Annotated in this window: 21 protein-coding genes, 2 pseudogenes and 1 riboswitch; of the genes and pseudogenes, 8 read left to right on the top strand and 15 right to left on the bottom strand. The window is 43.4% G+C overall.

What is annotated here, in order from left to right; all coding sequences use genetic code 11:
* The first annotated feature begins 20 nt into the window (after positions 1-20).
* The gene (locus C5471_RS01135) at positions 21-218 is read left to right on the top strand and encodes a hypothetical protein (protein WP_133815073.1); all 198 of its coding nucleotides are present in this window, start codon (positions 21-23) and stop codon (positions 216-218) included.
* Here C5471_RS01135 and C5471_RS01130 read toward each other — a convergent pair.
* The 6 genes from C5471_RS01130 to moaA form a co-directional block, all read right to left on the bottom strand.
* Positions 211-1,260 carry a Fic family protein gene (locus tag C5471_RS01130; protein WP_133815074.1) on the bottom strand — a complete coding sequence of 350 codons (1,050 nt, stop codon included), beginning with the start codon at positions 1,258-1,260 and terminating at the stop codon, positions 211-213. The genes C5471_RS01135 and C5471_RS01130 overlap by 8 nt on opposite strands.
* A gap of 55 nt (positions 1,261-1,315) precedes the next feature.
* Positions 1,316-2,026 (bottom strand): Bax inhibitor-1/YccA family protein, encoded by a 711-nt coding sequence (locus C5471_RS01125; protein ID WP_133815075.1) that lies wholly within the window; start codon positions 2,024-2,026, stop codon positions 1,316-1,318.
* A gap of 179 nt (positions 2,027-2,205) precedes the next feature.
* Positions 2,206-2,661 carry a molybdopterin synthase catalytic subunit MoaE gene (moaE, locus tag C5471_RS01120; RefSeq protein ID WP_133815076.1) on the bottom strand — a complete coding sequence of 152 codons (456 nt, stop codon included), beginning with the start codon at positions 2,659-2,661 and terminating at the stop codon, positions 2,206-2,208.
* Between the two features lie 3 nt (positions 2,662-2,664).
* Positions 2,665-2,910, bottom strand: coding sequence for a molybdopterin synthase sulfur carrier subunit (gene moaD, locus C5471_RS01115; RefSeq protein ID WP_133815077.1), 246 nt, complete (start codon positions 2,908-2,910; stop codon positions 2,665-2,667).
* The gene (gene moaC, locus C5471_RS01110; protein WP_133815078.1) at positions 2,910-3,386 is read right to left on the bottom strand and encodes a cyclic pyranopterin monophosphate synthase MoaC; all 477 of its coding nucleotides are present in this window, start codon (positions 3,384-3,386) and stop codon (positions 2,910-2,912) included. Before moaC ends, moaD begins: the two co-directional genes overlap by 1 nt.
* Before the next feature lie 38 nt (positions 3,387-3,424).
* Positions 3,425-4,408 (bottom strand): GTP 3',8-cyclase MoaA, encoded by a 984-nt coding sequence (gene moaA / locus C5471_RS01105; protein WP_208862189.1) that lies wholly within the window; start codon positions 4,406-4,408, stop codon positions 3,425-3,427.
* A riboswitch (molybdenum cofactor riboswitch) is annotated at positions 4,395-4,540 on the bottom strand. (Overlaps the previous gene by 14 nt.)
* Positions 4,541-4,798: 258 nt before the next feature.
* On the opposite strand from moaA, the gene yvcK reads away from it, so the two are divergent.
* A complete protein-coding gene (gene yvcK / locus C5471_RS01100; protein WP_133815080.1) occupies positions 4,799-5,707 on the top strand; it encodes a uridine diphosphate-N-acetylglucosamine-binding protein YvcK in 909 nt (302 codons plus the stop codon).
* On the opposite strand, the gene uvrB is transcribed toward yvcK, so the two are convergent.
* Together uvrB and C5471_RS01090 are read right to left on the bottom strand one after the other, a co-directional pair.
* Positions 5,708-7,717 (bottom strand): excinuclease ABC subunit UvrB, encoded by a 2,010-nt coding sequence (gene uvrB, locus C5471_RS01095; protein ID WP_133815081.1) that lies wholly within the window; start codon positions 7,715-7,717, stop codon positions 5,708-5,710.
* A 539-nt stretch (positions 7,718-8,256) separates the two neighbouring features.
* Positions 8,257-8,463, bottom strand: coding sequence for a hypothetical protein (locus C5471_RS01090; RefSeq protein ID WP_133815082.1), 207 nt, complete (start codon positions 8,461-8,463; stop codon positions 8,257-8,259).
* A gap of 752 nt (positions 8,464-9,215) precedes the next feature.
* Here C5471_RS01090 and C5471_RS01085 point away from each other — a divergent pair.
* Entirely contained in the window at positions 9,216-9,830 is a 615-nt protein-coding gene (locus C5471_RS01085) for a helix-turn-helix domain-containing protein (RefSeq protein ID WP_133815083.1), read from the top strand.
* Complete coding sequence (locus C5471_RS01080; protein ID WP_133815084.1) at positions 9,831-10,724, top strand: queuosine precursor transporter; 894 nt, start codon at positions 9,831-9,833, stop codon at positions 10,722-10,724.
* A gap of 219 nt (positions 10,725-10,943) precedes the next feature.
* On the opposite strand, the pseudogene C5471_RS01075 reads toward C5471_RS01080, so the two are convergent.
* The 3 genes and pseudogenes from C5471_RS01075 to parS all read right to left on the bottom strand — a co-directional run.
* Positions 10,944-11,135: pseudogene (locus C5471_RS01075) on the bottom strand (DDE-type integrase/transposase/recombinase); the annotation flags it as partial.
* A 261-nt stretch (positions 11,136-11,396) separates the two neighbouring features.
* Positions 11,397-11,855: a type II RES/Xre toxin-antitoxin system toxin gene (locus C5471_RS01070; RefSeq protein ID WP_133815085.1), complete on the bottom strand. Its 459-nt coding sequence runs from the start codon at positions 11,853-11,855 to the stop codon at positions 11,397-11,399.
* A complete protein-coding gene (parS, locus tag C5471_RS01065) occupies positions 11,852-12,292 on the bottom strand; it encodes a type II RES/Xre toxin-antitoxin system antitoxin (RefSeq protein ID WP_422630896.1) in 441 nt (146 codons plus the stop codon). Before parS ends, C5471_RS01070 begins: the two co-directional genes overlap by 4 nt.
* A gap of 228 nt (positions 12,293-12,520) precedes the next feature.
* Here parS and C5471_RS01060 point away from each other — a divergent pair.
* Positions 12,521-12,712: pseudogene (locus tag C5471_RS01060) on the top strand (DDE-type integrase/transposase/recombinase); the annotation flags it as partial.
* Positions 12,713-12,787: 75 nt separating this feature from the next.
* Here the strand turns inward: C5471_RS01060 and bioD are convergent.
* Genes bioD through bioB form a run of 4 tightly spaced genes read right to left on the bottom strand, consistent with a single transcriptional unit; the run spans position 12,788 to position 16,400 of the window.
* On the bottom strand, positions 12,788-13,468 hold the full coding sequence (gene bioD / locus C5471_RS01055; RefSeq protein WP_133815087.1) for a dethiobiotin synthase: 681 nt from the start codon (positions 13,466-13,468) through the stop codon (positions 12,788-12,790).
* On the bottom strand, positions 13,461-14,228 hold the full coding sequence (gene bioC / locus C5471_RS01050; RefSeq protein WP_133815088.1) for a malonyl-ACP O-methyltransferase BioC: 768 nt from the start codon (positions 14,226-14,228) through the stop codon (positions 13,461-13,463). The genes bioD and bioC overlap by 8 nt, the downstream gene beginning before the upstream one ends.
* Entirely contained in the window at positions 14,212-15,363 is a 1,152-nt protein-coding gene (bioF, locus tag C5471_RS01045; protein WP_133815089.1) for an 8-amino-7-oxononanoate synthase, read from the bottom strand. The genes bioC and bioF overlap by 17 nt, the downstream gene beginning before the upstream one ends.
* On the bottom strand, positions 15,363-16,400 hold the full coding sequence (gene bioB, locus C5471_RS01040) for a biotin synthase BioB (RefSeq protein ID WP_133815090.1): 1,038 nt from the start codon (positions 16,398-16,400) through the stop codon (positions 15,363-15,365). Before bioB ends, bioF begins: the two co-directional genes overlap by 1 nt.
* Before the next feature lie 94 nt (positions 16,401-16,494).
* Here bioB and bioA point away from each other — a divergent pair, with 94 nt between their 5' ends.
* The 3 genes from bioA to C5471_RS01025 all read left to right on the top strand — a co-directional run bounded on the left by bioA (position 16,495) and on the right by C5471_RS01025 (position 20,429).
* Positions 16,495-17,766 carry an adenosylmethionine--8-amino-7-oxononanoate transaminase gene (bioA, locus tag C5471_RS01035; protein WP_133815091.1) on the top strand — a complete coding sequence of 424 codons (1,272 nt, stop codon included), beginning with the start codon at positions 16,495-16,497 and terminating at the stop codon, positions 17,764-17,766.
* A 1,048-nt stretch (positions 17,767-18,814) separates the two neighbouring features.
* Positions 18,815-19,042, top strand: a complete 228-nt coding sequence (locus C5471_RS01030) for a bacteriophage T4 gp5 trimerisation domain-containing protein (protein ID WP_242688532.1) — start codon at positions 18,815-18,817, stop codon at positions 19,040-19,042.
* A 25-nt stretch (positions 19,043-19,067) separates the two neighbouring features.
* Positions 19,068-20,429, top strand: a complete 1,362-nt coding sequence (locus tag C5471_RS01025; protein WP_133815092.1) for a VRR-NUC domain-containing protein — start codon at positions 19,068-19,070, stop codon at positions 20,427-20,429.
* Positions 20,430-20,443: the final 14 nt, after the last annotated feature.

The following is a 20,443-nucleotide window of genomic DNA, read 5'->3' as shown; positions in this document are numbered from 1 at the left end:
CTCTTGATTAGGGTAAGATTATGAAAAAATCACACTCACAAATTGCCATACAAATTAGGGATAAGGAAAATACAACCAAACATATCTCTGATGCTAACCTGGAAGAACGGATTTGTCGTTCTTTGCGCGCATCTTTTTCTCTCGAAGGTAATAAAGTCAGTGATGAATCATGGAAGAAAATGAGCAAAGCAGCTCAATTCCTGACGAAAATCAACTAATCTCACTAACTGCCTTGTTAAATAAGGCGGTTAGATTTCTACTCTTTCCATCAATAGCTCTTCTTACTGCATAATGATAAATACGTTTGTTTTTTACAGAACTATCCAGTATTTCTGAGTTAAAATCAAATCCCTTAGATAAACATAATATTTGTAAATACAATCTAATAGTTCTACCATTCCCATCTTGGAATGGATGTATCCATGCTAATTCTCTATGGATAATAACCAACTTGGCTACAAGTTCACGTTTTGTTAATATTTTATCCATCTCATTACGATTACATGTTCGTAAACAAGCTTTCATTGATTGCGATACATAACAATGCTCCATAGTTGGCCTCTCTCTATCACCGACTACAATAACATCTTTTCTATATTGACCGGCCCAACTGTATATATTGCCAAATAACATCTTATGACAATCTACAAACGCCAATTCACCAATAGGTAACGCTCTATTTACTATATATTCTCGAATAAACTTTCCCACTTTTACTCTAGATAAAATTATTTCAGCCCAATCAAGTTGATACTGATATTTAGCATATATCTTATTTTTAGTCGCCAAATACTCATATCTTTCATTAACTCCATCACTTAAAATATAAATTTTATCTTTTTCATTCTTTATTTTAATGAATTTTCCTTTCCCAAAGGGAAAATCATTATGATGAGGTAAGATATGAAAATAATTTTCATTCTTAACACCCAAATCTACACCGACTACTGAACCAAATAATAGCAATGAAGATTTCTTATTAAACAACACACCAACAGAATCACCTAACTGTATATCTCTATTCCGTATCTGTTCTGTAGGCTCTTTATATCTTAATATATGAGCGACTGAAAACATAAATTCTTTTGTTTTCAATGTTCCTGAGCCGAAAATGACTTCCTTGGTTCTATTATTCCAATAATAATGGTAACTCATTTTTCCACGAATAGTCTTCTTGATATGAGTAATTGGCTCAATCAATAAAGATACGGTTGTGGTCTTTTTATTCTGACCAATAGATACAGGTATAAGTTTCGTCATATAAGAATGAGCATCAGTGTAGCCAAAGTTATTTTAACTACACTGAAAATATCAATTAACGGCGATCGCCAAAAATACGCAGCAGCATCAAGAACATATTAATGAAGTCCAGATACAGGGTCAGTGCGCCGACAATAGAGAATTTACGCAGACTCTCTTTATCATTCACATCCAGATCTTCACCCATCTCTTTCAGTTTCTGAGTGTCGTAAGCGGTCAGACCCGCAAAAACAACCACACCAATGTAGGTTATCGCCCACATCAACGTTTCACTCTTCAACCAATAGTTAACCAGAGAAGCCAGAATGATGCCAATAAGCCCCATAAACAGGAAGCTGCCAAGGCCACTCAGACTACGCTTGGTGGTATAGCCGTAAACGCTCAACGCACCAAACATGCCCGCAGTCACGACAAAAGTGGTGGCAATGGAACCACCGGTATATACGATGAAAATACTGGAAAGCGTCAGCCCGGTCAGAGCTGAATACAGCATAAACAACCCTGTCGCTAATGAACCGTTCATACGGTTAATCAAACCAGAAAGAACGAAAACCAGCCCCAATTGAGCAATAATCAGCCCATAGAAAACAATTGAGTTTGAGAAAATAAATGTAACAACAACCTGACTTTGTGACGCATACCAAGCCACAAATGCTGTTAACAACAGGCCACAAGTCATCCAACCATAAACTTGGGCCATATAAGTTTGCAAGCCGGTCCCAGCCTGCTGGATTATAGAACCATTTGAGCGTGGATAACGATCCATGGCGCTTACCTTCTATGACAGTGTTTAAAAATTCGGGCTGTTTTAATATCAACAACCCACTCAAGTTTTATACATTATCACAGAATATAATCAAAACAATTAACCATTCAATAATTACTTGTACAGCAGTTCATCTATCTGATCAGTTTTCGAAGCGTTTCGCAGAAATAGAAAATGCTTCATAACCAGCGTCTCGCGGCTTCTTGATCGCTCTCGCGGGATTCAACCCAACGTTCACCATTAGACAAGGACTCTTTTTTCCAGAAAGGTGCCTTTGTTTTCAAATAATCCATAATAAATTCAGCAGCTTCAAAAGCCATATGACGATGAGCGCTTGTCACGCCAACAAACACAATTTCATCACCAGGGTAAAGCGTACCAATCCGGTGGATAACGCTAATACGTTGCAATGACCAGCGATCCCGTGCTTTAGCAACAATATTTTGTAACGCTTTTTCCGTCATTCCGGGATAGTGTTCCAGTCTCAGTACACTCACTCGGTCACCCAGATTATGATGACGAACTTTGCCTGTGAAAGTGACGACAGCCCCATCCTCATCACATTGAGAAAGCCATTGGTATTCATCCCCTACACTGAAATTTTCCGGGCCAACAAGAATACGCGTGTTTTCCATTGATCACCCCCCAGTCACCGGTGGGAAAAAAGCCACTTCATCACCATCCTGTAATGGATGCCCGCCATGAACAAAAGTTTGGTTGACTGCTGACAGGAGTTTTCCATCTTCCAGCGCCATAGCCCAACGCTCACCTTGTGATATTAATGCTTTTCTCAAACCATCAACGGTTGGATAATTATTATCCAGCTCCAGTGAATCAGTCCCTACCAGCTCACGTACTTGAGCAAAAAAGAGTACTTTAATCATTATTCCACCTTAAAATGCCCTAATCGCCCGCCCCGTTTCTCCAGCAGACGAACTGGCCCGATGACCATATCCTTCTGTACAGCTTTACACATATCATAAATCGTCAGCGCCGCGACGGATGCCGCTGTCAATGCCTCCATTTCAACGCCAGTTCTTCCTGTCAGACGGCAACAAGATTCAATCCTCACCCGGTTATATTCTGTCTGCGCTGCCAACTGAATTTCGACTTTCGTTAGCTGTAATGGATGACAAAGCGGAATTAATTCCCATGTGCGCTTCGCCGCCTGGATCCCCGCAATCCGGGCTGTTGCAAACACATCCCCCTTGTGATGGCTGCCGTCAATAATCATTGCCAGTGTTTCCGGCGTCATTTCAATAAACGCCTCTGCCCGCGCCTCACGCTCTGTTTCGGCTTTAGCAGAGATATCAACCATATGGGCTTCACCAGTAGAATTAATGTGGGTCAATTGAGACATTCTTTGCTCCTGAAAAAACAACAATACCCGGCAGTAAATTAACCGCCGATGACAGAAAGATTTGGGGTGATTCCGCTGTCGCCCTGATGAAGGAAATGAGTTTCCCGTTTATGGCGCAGTCCCCCTTGAATACGCAATTTTAAATCATCGAGTTGCTCTTCACTCGATAACAAATCACGCAGTGGTATCCCCTGTTCACCAAACAGGCATAAGTGAAGATGACCTATTGCGGAAACACGCAAGCGATTACAGCTTCGGCAGAAATCTTTCTCATAAGGCATAATCAGACCGATTTCCCCCTGATAATCAGGATGGCTAAAAACCTGTGCCGGGCCATCACTGCGTGAGCGTTGAAGCTGATACCAGCCATCGTGCAGCAAGCGTTCCCGGATAGTTTCGCCAGAAATGTGGTATTTGCGAAACATTTCGCCACCATCACCGGTTTCCATCAATTCAATAAATCTTAACTGGATAGGGCGATCTTTTATCCAATGCAAAAAAGCTGGCAGGCTGATGTCATTGACGTTTTTCATCAGCACCACGTTGACTTTCACTTTACGGAAGCCCGCTTCAAATGCCGCATCAATACCACGCATCACCTGAAAGAATTTGTCTTGTCCGGTAATCGCATGAAACTGACGGGGATCAAGCGAATCCATACTGACATTCACCGCAGTTAAACCCGCCTCTTTCCACCCGGCAACATTCTGTTCCATCCGATAACCATTGGTCGTTACCGCAAGGGTTCTGATTAACTTATTTTCACGGATGACAGAAATGATATCCGTGAAATCACGGCGCATGGTCGGTTCACCCCCTGTTAAACGGATTTTCTCTGTACCCAGATCGGCAAACGCCCGGCCAACAAGACGGATTTCAGGTAATGTCAAAAAGGCGTGATGCCCACGGGGTTTATAACCATCCGGCAAGCAATACGTACACCGGAAATTACAGACATCGGTAATAGACAGTCTCAAATAATAAAATTTTCGGGCAAAAGCATCTACGAGTTGTTCCACAATAACACCTTTCCAAATATGGGAGACGTGGGCATTTCTACCCTACATCCTGGTGACTCAGTGGCCACGGCCAAAGCATCATATCGCTGTGTAAAACGGTGACTTAGACGCAGAGGCTAGGAGTTAATTTCAATATCTATGGTTTAATGCAAAACGACATTCTCAATGTCAATTCTAGCGCTTAAGCAAGAAAAATGCGAACATCCACTTTCGTTATATAATTTAATATACAATGACTTAGCCAGTACGAGAACAAATAGCAGACAGTTCTATTAGTGTTGATTAATTAAAATATTGCGCCAAATCACGGCACTTTTTCGGTTAATCGTGTTTTATAATAAATTACGCTAAAATTACTCGGTAAATATAAGTTCAGTCAGCAACAGGAATTCTATGCGAAACCGCACATTAGCCGATTTAGATCGAGTAGTTGCCCTCGGTGGAGGTCATGGCCTTGGGCGCGTTATGTCCTCTCTTTCATCATTAGGCTCCCGCCTGACCGGTATTGTCACCACAACAGATAATGGCGGCTCAACCGGCAGGATCCGGCGCTCCGAAGGCGGGATTGCCTGGGGAGATACCCGCAATTGTTTAAATCAGCTCATTACCGAGCCCAGCGTTGCATCAGCAATGTTTGAATACCGTTTCGGTGGGAACGGAGAACTGGCAGGTCATAATCTGGGTAATCTGATGCTTAAGGCGTTGGATCATTTGAGTGTCAGACCACTTGAAGCGATTAATTTAGTCCGCAGCCTGCTGAAAGTAAATTCTCATCTTATTCCCATGTCTGAGCAACCCGTTGACCTGATGGCGGTGGATGATCAAGGCAATACCATCTATGGCGAAGTCAATATTGATCAGTTGCATTGTATTCCACAGGAGTTGATGCTTTACCCTCCCGCTACAGCGACAAAAGAAGCGCTGGAGGCCATCACTCAGGCGGATCTGATTATCATCGGCCCCGGAAGCTTCTTTACCAGTCTGATGCCATTGCTTTTACTTGAAGATTTAACCCAAGCACTACGCCGCAGCAACGCCAGTATGATTTATATCGGTAATCTTGGGAAAGAATTAAGTACCGCCGCCGCTGGGTTAACACTGAAAGATAAACTAGAAATAATGGAAAACAAAATTGGCTGCCGGATGATTAACGCGGTCATTGTTGGCCCCTGCACAGATATCAGCGAACTTAGCGACCGGATTATTACTCAACAAATACTGGAAGCACAGGATATTCCCTATCGCCACGACCGTGAATTACTGCATCAGGCGTTAGAAAATACCCTGCAAAACCTTGGTTAATTAAGAATTGGCAATAAATTGCTCACGCAATGCCTGAACCTGATCCCGAACATTCGCCGCCTGCTCGAATTCAAGATCCTGCGCATGCTGGTACATTTTCGTTTCCAGCTCGCGGATTTTGTTTTCCAGCTCTTTGGCGGACAGCTTGCTGAATTCTTCCGGCGCAACCACCAGCTTACTTCTGCCCTTCCCTTTGCTACCCGCAGGCTGACCAATTTGCAGAATATCACTGATCTTCTTATTCAAACCTGTTGGAACAATGCCGTGCTCTTGATTAAATACTTGTTGTTTAGCACGACGGCGTTCCGTCTCCCCAATCGCTTTCGCCATTGAATCGGTGATCTTATCGCCATAAAGAATCGCTTTACCCTGCAAGTTGCGGGCTGCACGCCCAATAGTTTGAATTAACGAACGCTCAGAACGCAGGAAACCTTCTTTATCAGCATCAAGAATTGCCACCAGAGAAACTTCTGGCATGTCCAGCCCTTCCCTCAGCAAGTTAATCCCCACTAAAACATCAAATTCACCTAAACGAAGATCCCGAATAATTTCCACACGTTCGACAGTATCAATATCTGAGTGCAAATAGCGAACCCGCTCACCGTGTTCTTCCAAATATTCCGTTAAATCCTCCGCCATTCGCTTGGTCAGCGTAGTGACCAGCACCCGCTCATTTTTCACCGCCCGAATGCGGATTTCAGACAGTAAGTCATCAACCTGAGTGGTGACTGGGCGAACTTCTATTTCAGGATCAAGCAAACCGGTAGGACGTACCACCTGTTCCACGACATCCCCACCGGATTTTTCCAATTCATATTTACCCGGTGTAGCCGAAACATAAATTGTCTGTGGAGCCAGCGCTTCAAATTCTTCAAATCTCAGCGGACGGTTATCCAATGCGGAAGGCATACGGAAACCATATTCCACCAGTGTCTCTTTACGGGAACGATCCCCTCGGTACATCCCACCGATTTGCGGGATTGTCACGTGTGATTCATCCACCACTAACAGACCATCAGCAGAGAGATAATCAAACAGTGTCGGAGGCGGCTCTCCTTCTGCACGTCCGGAGAGGTAACGGGAGTAGTTTTCAATGCCGGAGCAATAACCCAATTCATTCATCATTTCCAAATCAAACTGAGTACGCTGAGTAATACGCTGTTCTTCCAGCAATTTACCGTTTGCCAGCAGTACCTTGCGCCGCTCCTCAAGCTCAACTTTAATCTCTTCCATTGCCTGAATAATACGCTCACGAGGAGTCACATAGTGAGTTTTCGGATAAACAGTATAGCGTGGAACATGATATTCAATCTGTCCCGTTAGCGGATCAAACAGGGATAACCGTTCCACCTCATCATCAAATAATTCAACACGCAAGGCATACTCATCAGATTCAGCCGGGAAGATATCAATCACTTCACCGCGTACTCTGAATGTCCCCCGCTGAAATGCCTGATCATTACGGGTGTATTGCAATTCAGCTAAACGCCGCAGAATGGAACGTTGATCGATAATCATCCCATTGGTCAGGTGGAGCATCATTTTCAGGTAACTGTCCGGATCACCCAAACCATAAATAGCCGATACAGATGCCACCACGATGACATCCCGCCGCTCCAGCAAAGCCTTCGTAGCAGACAAACGCATTTGTTCAATGTGCTCGTTTACGGAAGCATCTTTTTCGATAAAAGTATCAGAACTGGGAACATAGGCTTCAGGTTGATAATAATCGTAGTAAGAAACAAAGTACTCCACCGCATTCTCTGGAAAAAACGCCTTCATTTCACTGTAAAGTTGAGCTGCTAGTGTTTTGTTTGGCGCAAGTACCATTGTTGGCCGGTTTAAATTCGCTATCACATTAGCAATAGTGAATGTTTTACCTGACCCCGTTACGCCCAACAGAGTCTGGTGGGCAAGCCCGTCCTCCAGCCCTTCCTGCAATCGGTGAATAGCCTCTGGTTGATCACCACCAGGTTGGAAGTCAGAACGTAATTTGAACACCTTACTCATAGATATCTCACTTTCCTAGCATTAATTCGCCTATAATACTGGATAAAAAACCAGCTTCAAGTCGGTTTTGTAAAAACCGCCTCAATTTGGGCCATTTCCCTATTAATTAAAAATTAGTTGACATCAAAATAAATACCACGTTATCCCCAAAATCACCTTGATTTTTTCATTTTTTATATGATCGACTGAAAGGTGACAACACAAGGCGTCATCACCGGTCAAACAAGGCTTGATTTTAGTTATCTTATTGATATAAAATAAAATTAAAACAAAGACGAGAATAACATCAACCTTAATGAAAGCCGCGTATTTTCTTGCGTTACGCAACTTTTCTTAGCCTAATACACAAGGTTATCCACAGGAATAGTGGATAACTCTACAAACCCTATTAGCTGTACGAGGTTGCAACATCATTCCACAAAAGAGGTATCCTCTACCAGTAAAAATTTTTACTGTTTTTTTAACCAGCAACAAACCATACCGACTTCGCAGCAGAATTTTCATTCAATAGGAAATAACCGGTAAACAGTTTTCCAGTATCAAACCTGTTTACACCAGAAGAGAGGGTGATAGTTTTTCACCTGAGGAGAAATAAAATGAATATTTTCATTTCGATAATAAGGTTTATCACTGTTTTTTCTGTTTTCAGCAACAGTAGATTCAATATCATCAATAACATTTTTGGCTATACTAATAAGCATTCGCCAGAAAAATAAAACCACCTTATTGACATGAGTAAAACTCATCTTTTAACCAGGATATACAGTATATCCTTAATAAGTAGATTAATTCACATCAGTATTCCCCTATTTTACAAGATGAACTCCATAGAGAGCTTTAAAAAAAACGATAGATACAAAAATATCAGATCTACACTGCCCTGACAAAATGTCCAATATTCTGCTGGCTATTTTCGATCGAAAGACCTACTTTGTATCTATCATCCACAATTTCAATCTATTGCTGTTCCCAAGCATTTTTATATTACCATTTCCTGGTGATTTAACTGTGTTACCATTTAATCAATTTACTAATTTACGTCCTAATGTTTATTTCACTTCCTTATTTTACAGTGGTTCCCTAGTGCTAAAAGAAATAACCAGTCTTTAAACTCGAAGGTTGAAGTAGCTCTTCCCCGAGGGATCTATAATAGGAATAATATTTTGGTTGACGCTATCTAACTACCAAAAAACACATCAACACAACTTAACATTATTGTAATATAGCCCATAAAGTCAACATAAAAAGAAACATAAAGTTCATTTTTATGTAAACTTTATAATGCATCCAACTTAATACTATGATTTAACTTTTATTTTTAAAATATAAATGTAACTCCATGCGCATTTTCAGACACAAGATGTGCTAATATAAATAGCCATAAAGATAACATATTAAAGTAAAATCAATAAACTATTACAATGAGTGGCTTTCTCATACTGGACAATATCATTGAGTAATATATAGTTATGCAGTCATTTTTACATAAAGGATTTTTATGAAAACGTCTAATGCACAGCGAAAAACAAATATCATTAAGAATATAGAGTATTTGATACGTACCCGTGGCGAAACCAAGAGTTCCTTTTCCAATCGAACAGGATTAACCCGTACGACCATTTATAAAATTCTGGAGGGGCAAGTTAATAACGTTCAACAATCTACCGTCCTCCGGATCTCCGATTTTTTTGGTGTTTCCTGTGAAGAAATAGAAAATTATGACCTTGAACAACTAGAACGTCTCAATGAAACGCTTTCAACTGAAGGTAATAAAAATCCGTCAGCCATCCCCATCATTCCACAATCTGAATTTTTATCTGTTTCCGGGAAAAAAATAGGCCAGCTTGTTACCGAGTACCCGCTGACCTATTTCTTTGGCGATGAATCAAATATGCTAGCGATTAAAGTCGAATCGGAAATAGGGGATACCTTTATACCCGGTGAGGTGATCATCATAAAACGCCCTCCCGCGTTAGTCACTAACACCCCATTACTGTACTACTCTAAAGACATCGGGTTCTTTATCCGACAAGAGAAAGATGATGACAACATAGACAGAAGATACCCTAAATACGCTCAATTTTTAGGGTATATCGTAGGAGAAAGGCTATAAATGACCGCAAACCAGAAATTTAAGTTATTGGGATTTACAAGGTACGGTAAATTATCAGCAAATATCATGGTACTTGCGACGGGCAAAACCATTACTATGGGGCTGAAAGAGCTGGTCGATAGTGATATTTCAGAAGATTTGAGCAGGCATGAACTCAGTACGCTATATCGAAAATTATACAGCCACAGCAACATTGTCACAGCTTATGAACTCGGGGATCGTCATGAGCGTTCATGGCAAGCGTATTTGCTCATCAGTGTCGCACTCAGTGTTATTTATATTTTCTCCACAATATGTGGCGTGAAGCCCATACATATCCCTATTATTAATATCGTCACTCCGCCCGGCGTTTTTATTTACCCAATCACTTTCCTTCTGGTCGATATTCTAAACGAATTCTATGGGTTACGCCTGGCAAGAAGAACGATTATTATCTCCTTTGCAGCGAACTTACTGTTTGTTCTGGGGCTTTGGGCAACTGCACTGATGCCGGGTGTTCCCGGATGGGAGTTTGGTGCAACTTATAGCGGCATAATTAATAGTATCGTCTCGGTATTACTGGCATCATCTCTTGCTTATTTTATCTCTGAGAACATAAATTCGTATCTTCTTTGCAAAATAAAATCTCTCACAAATTCAAAGTATCTTTTCCTCAGAGTGATAACCAGTACTGTCATCGCCTCAGCATTCGACAGTATAATATTCTGTTCAATTGCTTTTTATGGTGTTCTCGGTATCGATATCATAAAGGAAATGATTATTGCCCAATTTATAATTAAAGTCGTTTATTCTATTCTGGGTGTAGGCCCTATATACCTGGTAAGAAAGATATTCAGACGTTATATAAACCAACCCGCAGAGGCCACAGTTAATAAAAAACTTGCCGAAGTATAATATTGAGAATAATGCCCTACACTTTTCTATGCTCTCGTCGTATAAATGAAAAACCCCAGCTTAAGCTGGGGTCAAAATCCAAGGTCTTTGCGAAAGGTCGTACACCATATAAGGCAAAGCGATAAAATACATATATATCATGATATTGTAGGATAAGCACTTGTGCCGGTTCTGTCGCATTAGCGTAGAGAAGTTAGCCAAAGTGGGGCTGCAGGTTATTTAGGCAGCCAACAGATAAAATTGTTCTGCCGGTGACAATCCGTCGCCAGCAGGATGATGAAGTTGTCCTTTACGTATCATCTGTATAAGCTCAATGCCTGCTAGCAGGGTCTGGGCCCGTTGAAAGGATTTGAATCCCAGCATCGGTCGAATCCGTCGTTTGATGTTCCGATGGTCTTGCTCAATCAAATGGCGAGGTACCAGCGTACACATTGCGCGATAACATTAATGGGGTAATGCAGGCGTTTGAAGGCTTTTCGGGTCAGTGACATAGTCAGACAACATTATAAAAAAACAGCATGTTATCCGACCACACCTTAATGCGATAGAACCGGATCAAGTCCCCAGTAAACAAAGTAAAATAATGCAACAGCAGAGATAATAACTTTATAGATTTTTGCTATCTTGAGCACAAAAATATCTCGCATTAACAGTGATAGTTAACGCCTGATTTTATTTCAGACGGGTATCAAACCGGTACGGGATTTTCTTAACGGTTTTCATCAGGTCAAATAGATCCGGGTGAGCCGGATTCAGCAGGTAGTTAAATTCCACCGGAGACAACGCGCTTGGAATACGCAGCGCGATGGACGAACCGCTTTCTGCCCAGTTATCGCCGTAAAGCGCGAGTTCAGCAAGCGCATCCTCACTAGCCCAATCAGGAGGGAGCAGTTTCAGGTTAAAGGTCTGGATCTGTTCATCCGGTACATCAATGCTCAACAGTGTAAAGTCGTCCATCAGCTGCGGCGCATGGATGTGAACCAGCGTTTCAAGCATAGTCAGGGAGGCCGTTTCGGACAGATAGACCATTGCAGTGCCTACGCTGTTCCAGCGGCCTCCCGCCTCTTTTGCACCCAGACCTGACCATGCTGTCATCAGGTAACGAGTCTTGGTCATCCGGTAAAGGATCACGAATATACCCCATGCTCAATGCGCGTAATCAGGCGCATGACTTCGAGCGCACCGGTTTCAGAAGAAACAACTTCTGCCGGGGTTTTCCAGCTCAATCCTCGGTTCGCTTCGTTCATCCATTTGTGTGCAGCTTCTTTGTCACCTTCGAACAGCTCTACAGCACGTTCAATGACTCGGATAATGCGCACCAGACGTTCGCTCTGATCCGCTGTGAAACGGTCTTTAATGCTGCGGTTAAACGTTGTATTCGGGATACCGGACATTTTTCGCAGTTCGGTCGGCGTGATTTTAGCCCATTCAGAAATGTGCTTAGCGACTTTACCATCGAGACCGTGATTGATTTTGTCCATCAACGCAATACCGTCATTATCCAGACCCGCGACCTGCCATAGGCAGTGCTGGTTCATTTTGGTAACGTCTGGAGAAAATACTTTCATCGTCATAACTAGCCCTCCCATTTGGTATTTCAATTATACCATATGAAGAAACAACGGCAAACTTTTCACCACCGGCCAGATAATACGGTTCTGTCGCATTAAGGTGTGGTCGGATAACATGCTGTTTTTTTTATAATGTTGTCTGACTATGTCACTGACCCGAAAAGCCTTCAAACGCCTGCATTACCCCATTGATGTTATCGCGCAATGTGTACGCTGGTACCTCGCCATTTGATTGAGCAAGACCATCGGAACATCAAACGACGGATTCGACCGATGCTGGGATTCAAATCCTTTCAACGGGCCCAGACCCTGCTAGCAGGCATTGAGCTTATACAGATGATACGTAAAGGACAACTTCATCATCCTGCTGGCGACGGATTGTCACCGGCAGAACAATTTTATCTGTTGGCTGCCTAAATAACCTGCAGCCCCACTTTGGCTAACTTCTCTACGCTAATGCGACAGAACCCTTTTTTATGCTCTCCGAATAATTCAATTAACCAGTAAGTTAAGATCTATATATTCACCTGAATAATTAAGATATTCTTGCGTTAAATGGGGAATAATACCCAATAAAGGCGTAGGTAACATGCGTTCTAATGTCGCCAGATACTCTTTCTGACGCTTGCTTGCGGGTTCAACTTCATTCGCTATCCAACCTGCGAGGTCTAATCCTGAACCTCTGATAGCTTCTGCGGTGAGCATCGCGTGATTAATACAGCCCAGTTTCACACCCACGGTCAGAATAACCGGTAATTGTTCTTTAATCACCCAGTCAGCAAAAGTCGCCGATTCCGATAAAGGCGTATACCAACCGCCAGCCCCTTCGACTAAAACCCAGTCGGCTTTCTTTTCCAGATGATGTAATCCCGCAGACATCACGGAAAAATCAATAGGTTGATTTAAATCAGCGCTAACAATATGCGGTGATGTCGCTTCAACAAATACCAGCGGATTCACTTCCTCATATTGTAAAGGTAAAGAACTGTTTGCTAATAATGCCAATGCATCCGCATTACGGACGCCTTCCGGTGTTATTTCACTGCCGGAAGCAACGGGTTTATAACCTGCTGTTTTATATCCTGCTTTAGTCGCAGCCTGTAGCAAAGCACAACTTACAACGGTTTTACCTACTTCGGTATCTGTACCCGTTAAAAACCAGCGCTTAGTCACGATAAATTACTCCAAAAACAACCTGATAACTCAGAGGTAAATGTTTATCTTCCCGAGGGTAAGCCTGCTCCAAAGCAGTCAGCCGTCCACGGGTCATCAGTCCCTGCTGGCGCCCACAATGAAGATGAGTCGCTCCAATCCCTTTCAGGGAACCTAATAGTGGCAATATATGCGGATATTGTTGGCGATAAACCTGACTGATAAGACGGTGCCGGAAATCCTGACAGGCATCTTTAATCATCTGCTGTGGCAGAAAGTGATTAATATGCTGATAATTATCAACCTCACTCCAGGCTTGCTGCAATTCATGTAATGAACCTTGAGCCAATGTGGAAAACAGAATCAATCCACCGGGGCGGGTTACCCGATAAAGCTCGGTTAAAACACCAGATAAATTATCGCACCATTGAACAACCAAATTACTGAAACAGATATCAACACTGCTGTCAGCAAGCCCTAAATGTTCAATATCCCCTTGCAGGTAATAATCTGCTGCCTGCCTTCCACGGGCATGAGCCAACATTCCCGATGCCAAATCCAACGCGATAACCTGCCTCCCCAGTTGCCGCCAGCGATGACTAAAAAAACCGGTACCGCAACCAGCATCCAAGACGACTCTGCCAGGATGCCCACTGATTTGTTGCATGAGGAATTCGCCGGTTTGTTGCTGTAATTTTGCTACCACATCATAATTGGCGGCGGCACGCCCAAATGCGCCGGCAATAGCCCGTTTATCAACACATTCAGCGACAGAACTCATATAGTGCCTCCGTCAATATATCAATATCTTGCTGCGTATGGCTGGCAGTCAGAGTAATACGTAACCTGGCACTGCCTGGCGGTACTGTCGGAGGACGAATCGCTTTAACCCAAATTCCTTTTTGTTGCAAATATTGAGATAAAGACACACTCAACGCATTATCACTCACAATCAATGGCTGAATCGCCGTAGTTGAATCTGTCAGGTTGAATGGCAATTTCTGTACCTGCCGGCGGAAGTCATCAATATTTTGCTGTAACCGTTGGCGCAACTCATCACCCAATTGGATCTGCCGGATCGCTTCAGAAATCGCCTGCGCCTGCGCCGGAGGCATAGAAGTGCTGTAAATAAGATGACGGGCATACTGAATCAAATATTCCGCCGTCTGCTCATCGCAAAGTACCGCCGCACCACTCAACCCAAACGCTTTGCCAAAAGTGACAATCAAAATTTCCGGTTTTACTTTCTGTTGCCAACAGCTTCCCCGTCCCTGTTCTCCACAAACACCAATACCATGTGCATCATCCACCATTAACCAGCTACCTGAAACGCGAGTTTGCTGATAAATATCGGCCAGCGGCGCGCAATCACCATCCATACTGAACACCCCTTCGGTCACCACCAGTGTTTTCCCAACACAGGGTTTTGCCAGTAAATCCGCAAGTGATGCAGGTTGATTATGGCGAAAACGACGTAATTGAGCGGATGAATGCATGGCAGCTTCCATTAATGAAGCATGACTCAAGCGATCGGCAATAATCCGATCCGTTTTCGTCATTAACGCTGCAATTACCCCCTGATTAGCAGAATATCCTGAAATAAAGAGCAATGCTTTTGGATAACCCAGCCAGTCAGCCAATTGTTGTTCCAGTCGCTGATGAGCTTTTGTATAACCCGTCATATGGCCTGAACCCCCACTGCCCACACCATATTGTTCAGCCCCCTGCTGCCATGCGGAAATGACGGCGGGATTTGCGCTTAACCCCAAGTAATCATTACTGGAAAAATTAAGATATTTGCCTTTAGTGGTATACAGGAAACGCCCATCTGATTTCTGATTAACCTGCCGCTGACGCCATAGAGAAGAGTCCCGACGCTCGGACAATTGCCGGGAAAGATACACTGACCAATCCATTACAATGCCGCATTATAAAATTGTTCGTTATCCGCATTGATGATAGCTTCTGCCAGATGCTGTTGCTGCTGATTATCACCAAATGCCGTTTGAGTCTGCTGAGGGTTAATGCCCAATTTCCGGAACAGTTGTAAATCTTTATCTTCACCAGGATTAGGTGTGGTCAGCAACTTACAGCCATAGAAAATAGAATTAGCGCCCGCCATAAAACACATTGCCTGCGTCTGCTCATTCATCTGTTCACGACCGGCGGATAACCGGACATGAGAAGCTGGCATCATGATCCTGGCAACCGCAATGGTGCGGATAAAATCAAAAGCATCCACATCTTTGTTATCAGCCAACGGCGTGCCTTTGACTTTTACCAGCATGTTAATGGGGACACTTTCCGGTGGTTTTGGCAGGTTTGCCAGTTGTACCAGCAACGCAGCCCGATCACGGATCTCTTCACCCAAGCCGACAATACCGCCAGAGCAAACTTTTATTCCCGCATCCCGCACCTTATCGAGCGTATCCAACCGGTCCTGATAGGTCCGGGTTGTAATGATGTTGCCATAAAATTCCGGTGAGGTATCAAGGTTGTGGTTGTAGTAATCTAATCCCGCTTCCGCCAACCGTTGCGCTTGTGAACCCTCAAGCATGCCAAGCGTCATGCAGGTTTCCATCCCTAATGCTTTGACTTCCTTAACCATCTTTTCCAGATAAGGCATATCCCGTTCATGAGGGTTTTTCCACGCGGCACCCATACAAAAACGTGTTGAACCTGCGTTTTTAGCCTTACGGGCAGAATCAATCACTTTCTCCACTTCCATCAACCGCTCTTTTTCAAGGCCCGTTTTATAGCGGGAGCTTTGCGGGCAATATTTGCAATCCTCCGGACAAGCGCCGGTTTTGATGGAAAGTAATGTACTGACCTGTACCTGCTGTGGGTCAAAATACATACGGTGAATCTGTTGTGCTTCAAACAATAATTCGAAAAAAGGTTTATCAAACAGTTCTTGTGCCTGCTTAATTGTCCATTGCTTACGTTCAGTCACAATGACATCTCCAGTGTGAAAAAAGTCTCGTCAGTTTAAATAATGTCGTTATACTGTCAACCAATTTTAAATAAATTAGTTTACATTAAGCCATATGACTTCTTCTGATATTGAATTTGATCTGCGCCATATCTGGCATCCTTATACCTCTATGACCAAGCCCCTTCCGGTTTATCCTGTTATCAGTGCCTCTGGTGTGGAACTGGAACTCTCTGATGGCCGTAAGCTAATAGATGGCATGTCCTCATGGTGGTCTGCCATTCATGGATATAACCATCCGGTACTAAATCAAGCAGCCAAGATCCAGATTGACAAGATGTCTCATGTCATGTTTGGTGGAATTACCCATCCATCCGCAATCGCACTTTGCCGGCAATTAGTGGACATTACGCCACCATCGCTTGAGTGCGTCTTTCTGGCTGATTCAGGTTCTGTTGCGGTGGAAGTGGCCCTGAAAATGGCGTTGCAATACTGGCAGGCAAAAGGTGAGAAACGTCAGCGTATCCTGACATTACGTCATGGTTATCATGGTGATACGTTTGGTGCTATGTCTGTCTGTGATCCCGACAATTCGATGCATAATCTCTACAAAGGTTATCTGCCAGCACATTTGTTTGCCGAATCACCTGAATGTGGATTTAATTCTCTGTGGGATGAACGGGATATCATTCCATTGCGTACTTTGCTGGAGCAGCATTCCAGTGATATTGCCGCGGTTATCCTGGAACCTATTGTACAAGGTGCCGGAGGAATGCGGATTTATCATCCTGAATATCTGCGTCAGGTCAGAATGCTCTGCGATCAACATCAGATTCTGTTAATTGCCGATGAAATTGCCACCGGTTTCGGTCGTACAGGAAAATTGTTTGCCTGTGAACACGCTGAAATTGAACCGGATATTTTATGTGTGGGTAAAGCGCTGACTGGAGGCTATATGACGCTATCAGCAACGCTGACAACCCGTAAAGTCGCCGAAACGATCAGTAATGGTGAAGCTGGCTGTTTTATGCACGGTCCAACGTTTATGGGAAATCCGTTAGCTTGTGCCGTAGCAGAGGCCAGTTTGAAATTGTTGTTAGAAAGCCCTTGGCAACAGCGTATTAAATCGATTGAAGCCCAACTAAGCACTGAGTTGATGCCATTAAAATTACATGCAAAAGTGGCTGATGTTCGGGTATTAGGTGCCATCGGGGTGGTGGAGATGAAACAACCGGTGAATATGGCGGTGTTACAACACTATTTTGTGTCTAAAGGTGTCTGGATAAGGCCATTTGGTAAACTGATTTATCTCATGCCACCTTATATTATTCAACCAGAGCAGCTTTCATGTCTGACAAAGGCTGTTTCCAGTGCAATTAATTTGTAACTCACTGTCAATGACTTACTCCCCGCCACCCATTCTTCGGATATGGCGGGAGCTTGTTATGGCTCATATTAACGAATACTAATGGGCTTGTTGTTGTAGAAACTGATTTAATTCCGTTAATTAAGAGGTGTAATGTTTCGGTCCGTTCAATCACATTACGTGCTTTCTCCATTGTTACGTATGCCTATCTGGCATACATACTGAAAAAAACGGGGTTATCGTTCAAAGATCGCCGGAATTGGTGGAACTAACAGTATTAGCGGCAGCGGGTGATAATGTGAGAGATAATATTGCTAAATGTTTTTTCCGAAATAGCATGAATAATTGTCCTTTGTAATTGGTTATCTATTTTTCTTCACTGGGTAATTAACAAAGAACTGATATTGATAGCCCAGTGAGGAAATAATGAATACGGCTTTTTCTGTTATTGAGCCAGGCAGTCTAAGGGCTGAAATTATGGAAATCGTCTATTGTGGAGAACTGAATAAAATATTATTAATCTCTACGTGGCTTACGTTAAAATGGTCAACGAATTCAAATAGAAACACTCAAAGCTATATATCATCAGCCCCAATACACCGGATTAATATCCTGACGCTTTCGGCGTTTCAAATTTCCCCCGAATTAGGCGAAAACATCCGGCGATGTTTATTCATTCCATACCGCAGGGAGTAATTAACAGGCTATTTTTGTGATGTGCGTCACATTTTTATCATGTTCATAGGATAAATATCGTGATCTTATGGTCATAAAATTCAGAGGCCGAAATTCTCTGTTATTTATTTCCCCGCGACTCAGCTGGAAACTGTTTTAGTGTGCTTTCAAACGCCACATATTCAGTGACGGATATTTCCCGCTTTCATTTTTTACTGCGGAACAGGCCGGAACTATTTTTGTATTCAGGGCCATCAAGTTGAAACAGCGGCTCGGTAATATGAAAAAACGCTGCACGGCGCTATTTAAAAGGGCAGAAGCGAATGATGCGTTTAATGGCCTCCGGTGTTATCCGGGTTTCACGATTAAGGTTCAATGATATAAGGTTTCAAATATGGATGGATTAGTTTTCACCTGCCACATTGGCGCACTATCCCAAACAACTTTTCAGGTATCTCACAGAGGACAGGGATTTAATGAGCTGCGCTTTGAGAATGTCAAAGGCAGCGAGGAAGTATTTATTCATGCTCAACGGGATATGAAAACTCAGATCCTCCGGGATAAAACCACGCAGATAGGCAAGACCAGAAAACAGACGTTGCGCATAACCGCACGGCGATAATTAAACACGATGAGGAGAAATAAGTATGGCAATACCCAACAGCGGCAAGATGTGTCCAGCCGTCACCTCAATCACCTGCACCATGGAAATAGGTTTTTTTCCCGCCGATGAAGATCCCTGCTACCTGGCGAAGAAAGCCGAATATGCTCTGCGCCTACCGGCAATGATTATCACTAAACTGGGGGCGATTCGCTTTCTTAAACAGATTGTCATGAGCGGATTAATCAAAGTTGAAGAGTATAAGCACGATTTCCTGTGGCCTTATAAAGCAGAAGTGGTGTTTGCTATCCGGGAGGAAGATGTTCCCTTACCCATGTTGGCAACCAGTCAAATATCGAAACAGCGTTATGGTGATAATTTACCGCAATCCAGTAATCCGTTTGCCCGGCCTTCTGCCGAAGACGCGGAGAAATTTGGAATTGTTGGTATTCGCCGCCCCGATATTATTCTGGTTAAAGATGAGGCTCTTCGCTGGCCGGGCAGAAATGCCACCTATTTTGACGGTTCTGTGCACCCTGATAATCTAAAAATGTTGATTGAGGTGAAATTTCCGGGGGATTCCCTTAGTAAAGGACAAGAAATAGATTATATCCAAATTGCGACCGAAGACCGCTTTGGTGTGATGCGTATCATCGATAACCGTACAGAAGAACAAAAACAGTATGATGAAGCGTGGCGAAAACATTACCAACCCGGTTCCCAACACTATAAAAATCCGATCCCACTGGCCCCGCTACCATCCGGTTCACCGCCTGATGATGACGCCTTACCTCCTCCCATACCTCCCGAAGAGGGTGTACCGGGGACCATTCCGCAACCCCTGACCAAAAAACTCCCACTTATCAGTACCTCCCCCTGGTCTTTTTTACCCAGCTATGAAGACTGGGTTGTCCTCGGGCAGGAGGTGGCTGGCCTGACAGAACAGGGGTTGGATTATATCCGTAACAGTACCCGCGAACTCCTTGCTCAGTTTGGATCATGGTTCAGTGAAACCGGCAAGTGGGTGTGTGAAGAAATTATTGACCCGATAAGCCATCAGGTCAGTTACGCGTTTTCCTGGGTCAATGAACAGACGGGGAAAATTGTGACCTGGACTGAGGGTGAGATAAAAGTCCAATGGCAGACCGTGCAACAGGGTTCGGATATCACCCTGGAAGAGCTAAAAAGTATTAGCTGGATGCAAATATTTAAAGTGGTCGGTGAAGGCATGTTGGAAGTCGTGGTAATTATTGCCGGTGTTGCCGTTGTTATTCTCGCCACCCTTGCCGTCGCTGCGGCGCTGATTGCACTGGTGGAAATTTTAACTGCTGCCGCAGCGGTCAGCGCCGCCGCATTAGCCGCTGTCCTGGCAATATTGGCGAGTGTGACATTCGCCAGTGCTTCATAATTATATGGAGAAAA

Origin of the sequence: Photorhabdus tasmaniensis (assembly GCF_011189505.1) — a bacterium.
Taxonomy (GTDB): Bacteria; Pseudomonadota; Gammaproteobacteria; order Enterobacterales; family Enterobacteriaceae; genus Photorhabdus; species Photorhabdus tasmaniensis.
This window is presented reverse-complemented; position numbering and strand designations above follow the sequence as displayed.

Coding starts and splice junctions, on each gene's coding strand:
- moaE (WP_133815076.1), bottom strand. CDS start 2,661: ATGGAAAACACGCGTATTCTTGTTGGCCCGGAAAATTTCAGTGTAGGG.
- C5471_RS01125 (WP_133815075.1), bottom strand. CDS start 2,026: ATGGATCGTTATCCACGCTCAAATGGTTCTATAATCCAGCAGGCTGGG.
- bioF (WP_133815089.1), bottom strand. CDS start 15,363: ATGGATTGGTCAGTGTATCTTTCCCGGCAATTGTCCGAGCGTCGGGAC.
- C5471_RS01030 (WP_242688532.1), top strand. CDS start 18,815: ATGGATGGATTAGTTTTCACCTGCCACATTGGCGCACTATCCCAAACA.
- bioC (WP_133815088.1), bottom strand. CDS start 14,228: ATGAGTTCTGTCGCTGAATGTGTTGATAAACGGGCTATTGCCGGCGCA.
- C5471_RS01135 (WP_133815073.1), top strand. CDS start 21: ATGAAAAAATCACACTCACAAATTGCCATACAAATTAGGGATAAGGAA.
- moaD (WP_133815077.1), bottom strand. CDS start 2,910: ATGATTAAAGTACTCTTTTTTGCTCAAGTACGTGAGCTGGTAGGGACT.
- C5471_RS01130 (WP_133815074.1), bottom strand. CDS start 1,260: ATGACGAAACTTATACCTGTATCTATTGGTCAGAATAAAAAGACCACA.
- bioA (WP_133815091.1), top strand. CDS start 16,495: ATGACTTCTTCTGATATTGAATTTGATCTGCGCCATATCTGGCATCCT.
- uvrB (WP_133815081.1), bottom strand. CDS start 7,717: ATGAGTAAGGTGTTCAAATTACGTTCTGACTTCCAACCTGGTGGTGAT.
- parS (WP_422630896.1), bottom strand. CDS start 12,292: ATGAAAGTATTTTCTCCAGACGTTACCAAAATGAACCAGCACTGCCTA.
- yvcK (WP_133815080.1), top strand. CDS start 4,799: ATGCGAAACCGCACATTAGCCGATTTAGATCGAGTAGTTGCCCTCGGT.
- C5471_RS01090 (WP_133815082.1), bottom strand. CDS start 8,463: ATGAGTTTTACTCATGTCAATAAGGTGGTTTTATTTTTCTGGCGAATG.
- C5471_RS01025 (WP_133815092.1), top strand. CDS start 19,068: ATGGCAATACCCAACAGCGGCAAGATGTGTCCAGCCGTCACCTCAATC.
- moaC (WP_133815078.1), bottom strand. CDS start 3,386: ATGTCTCAATTGACCCACATTAATTCTACTGGTGAAGCCCATATGGTT.
- C5471_RS01080 (WP_133815084.1), top strand. CDS start 9,831: ATGACCGCAAACCAGAAATTTAAGTTATTGGGATTTACAAGGTACGGT.
- C5471_RS01085 (WP_133815083.1), top strand. CDS start 9,216: ATGAAAACGTCTAATGCACAGCGAAAAACAAATATCATTAAGAATATA.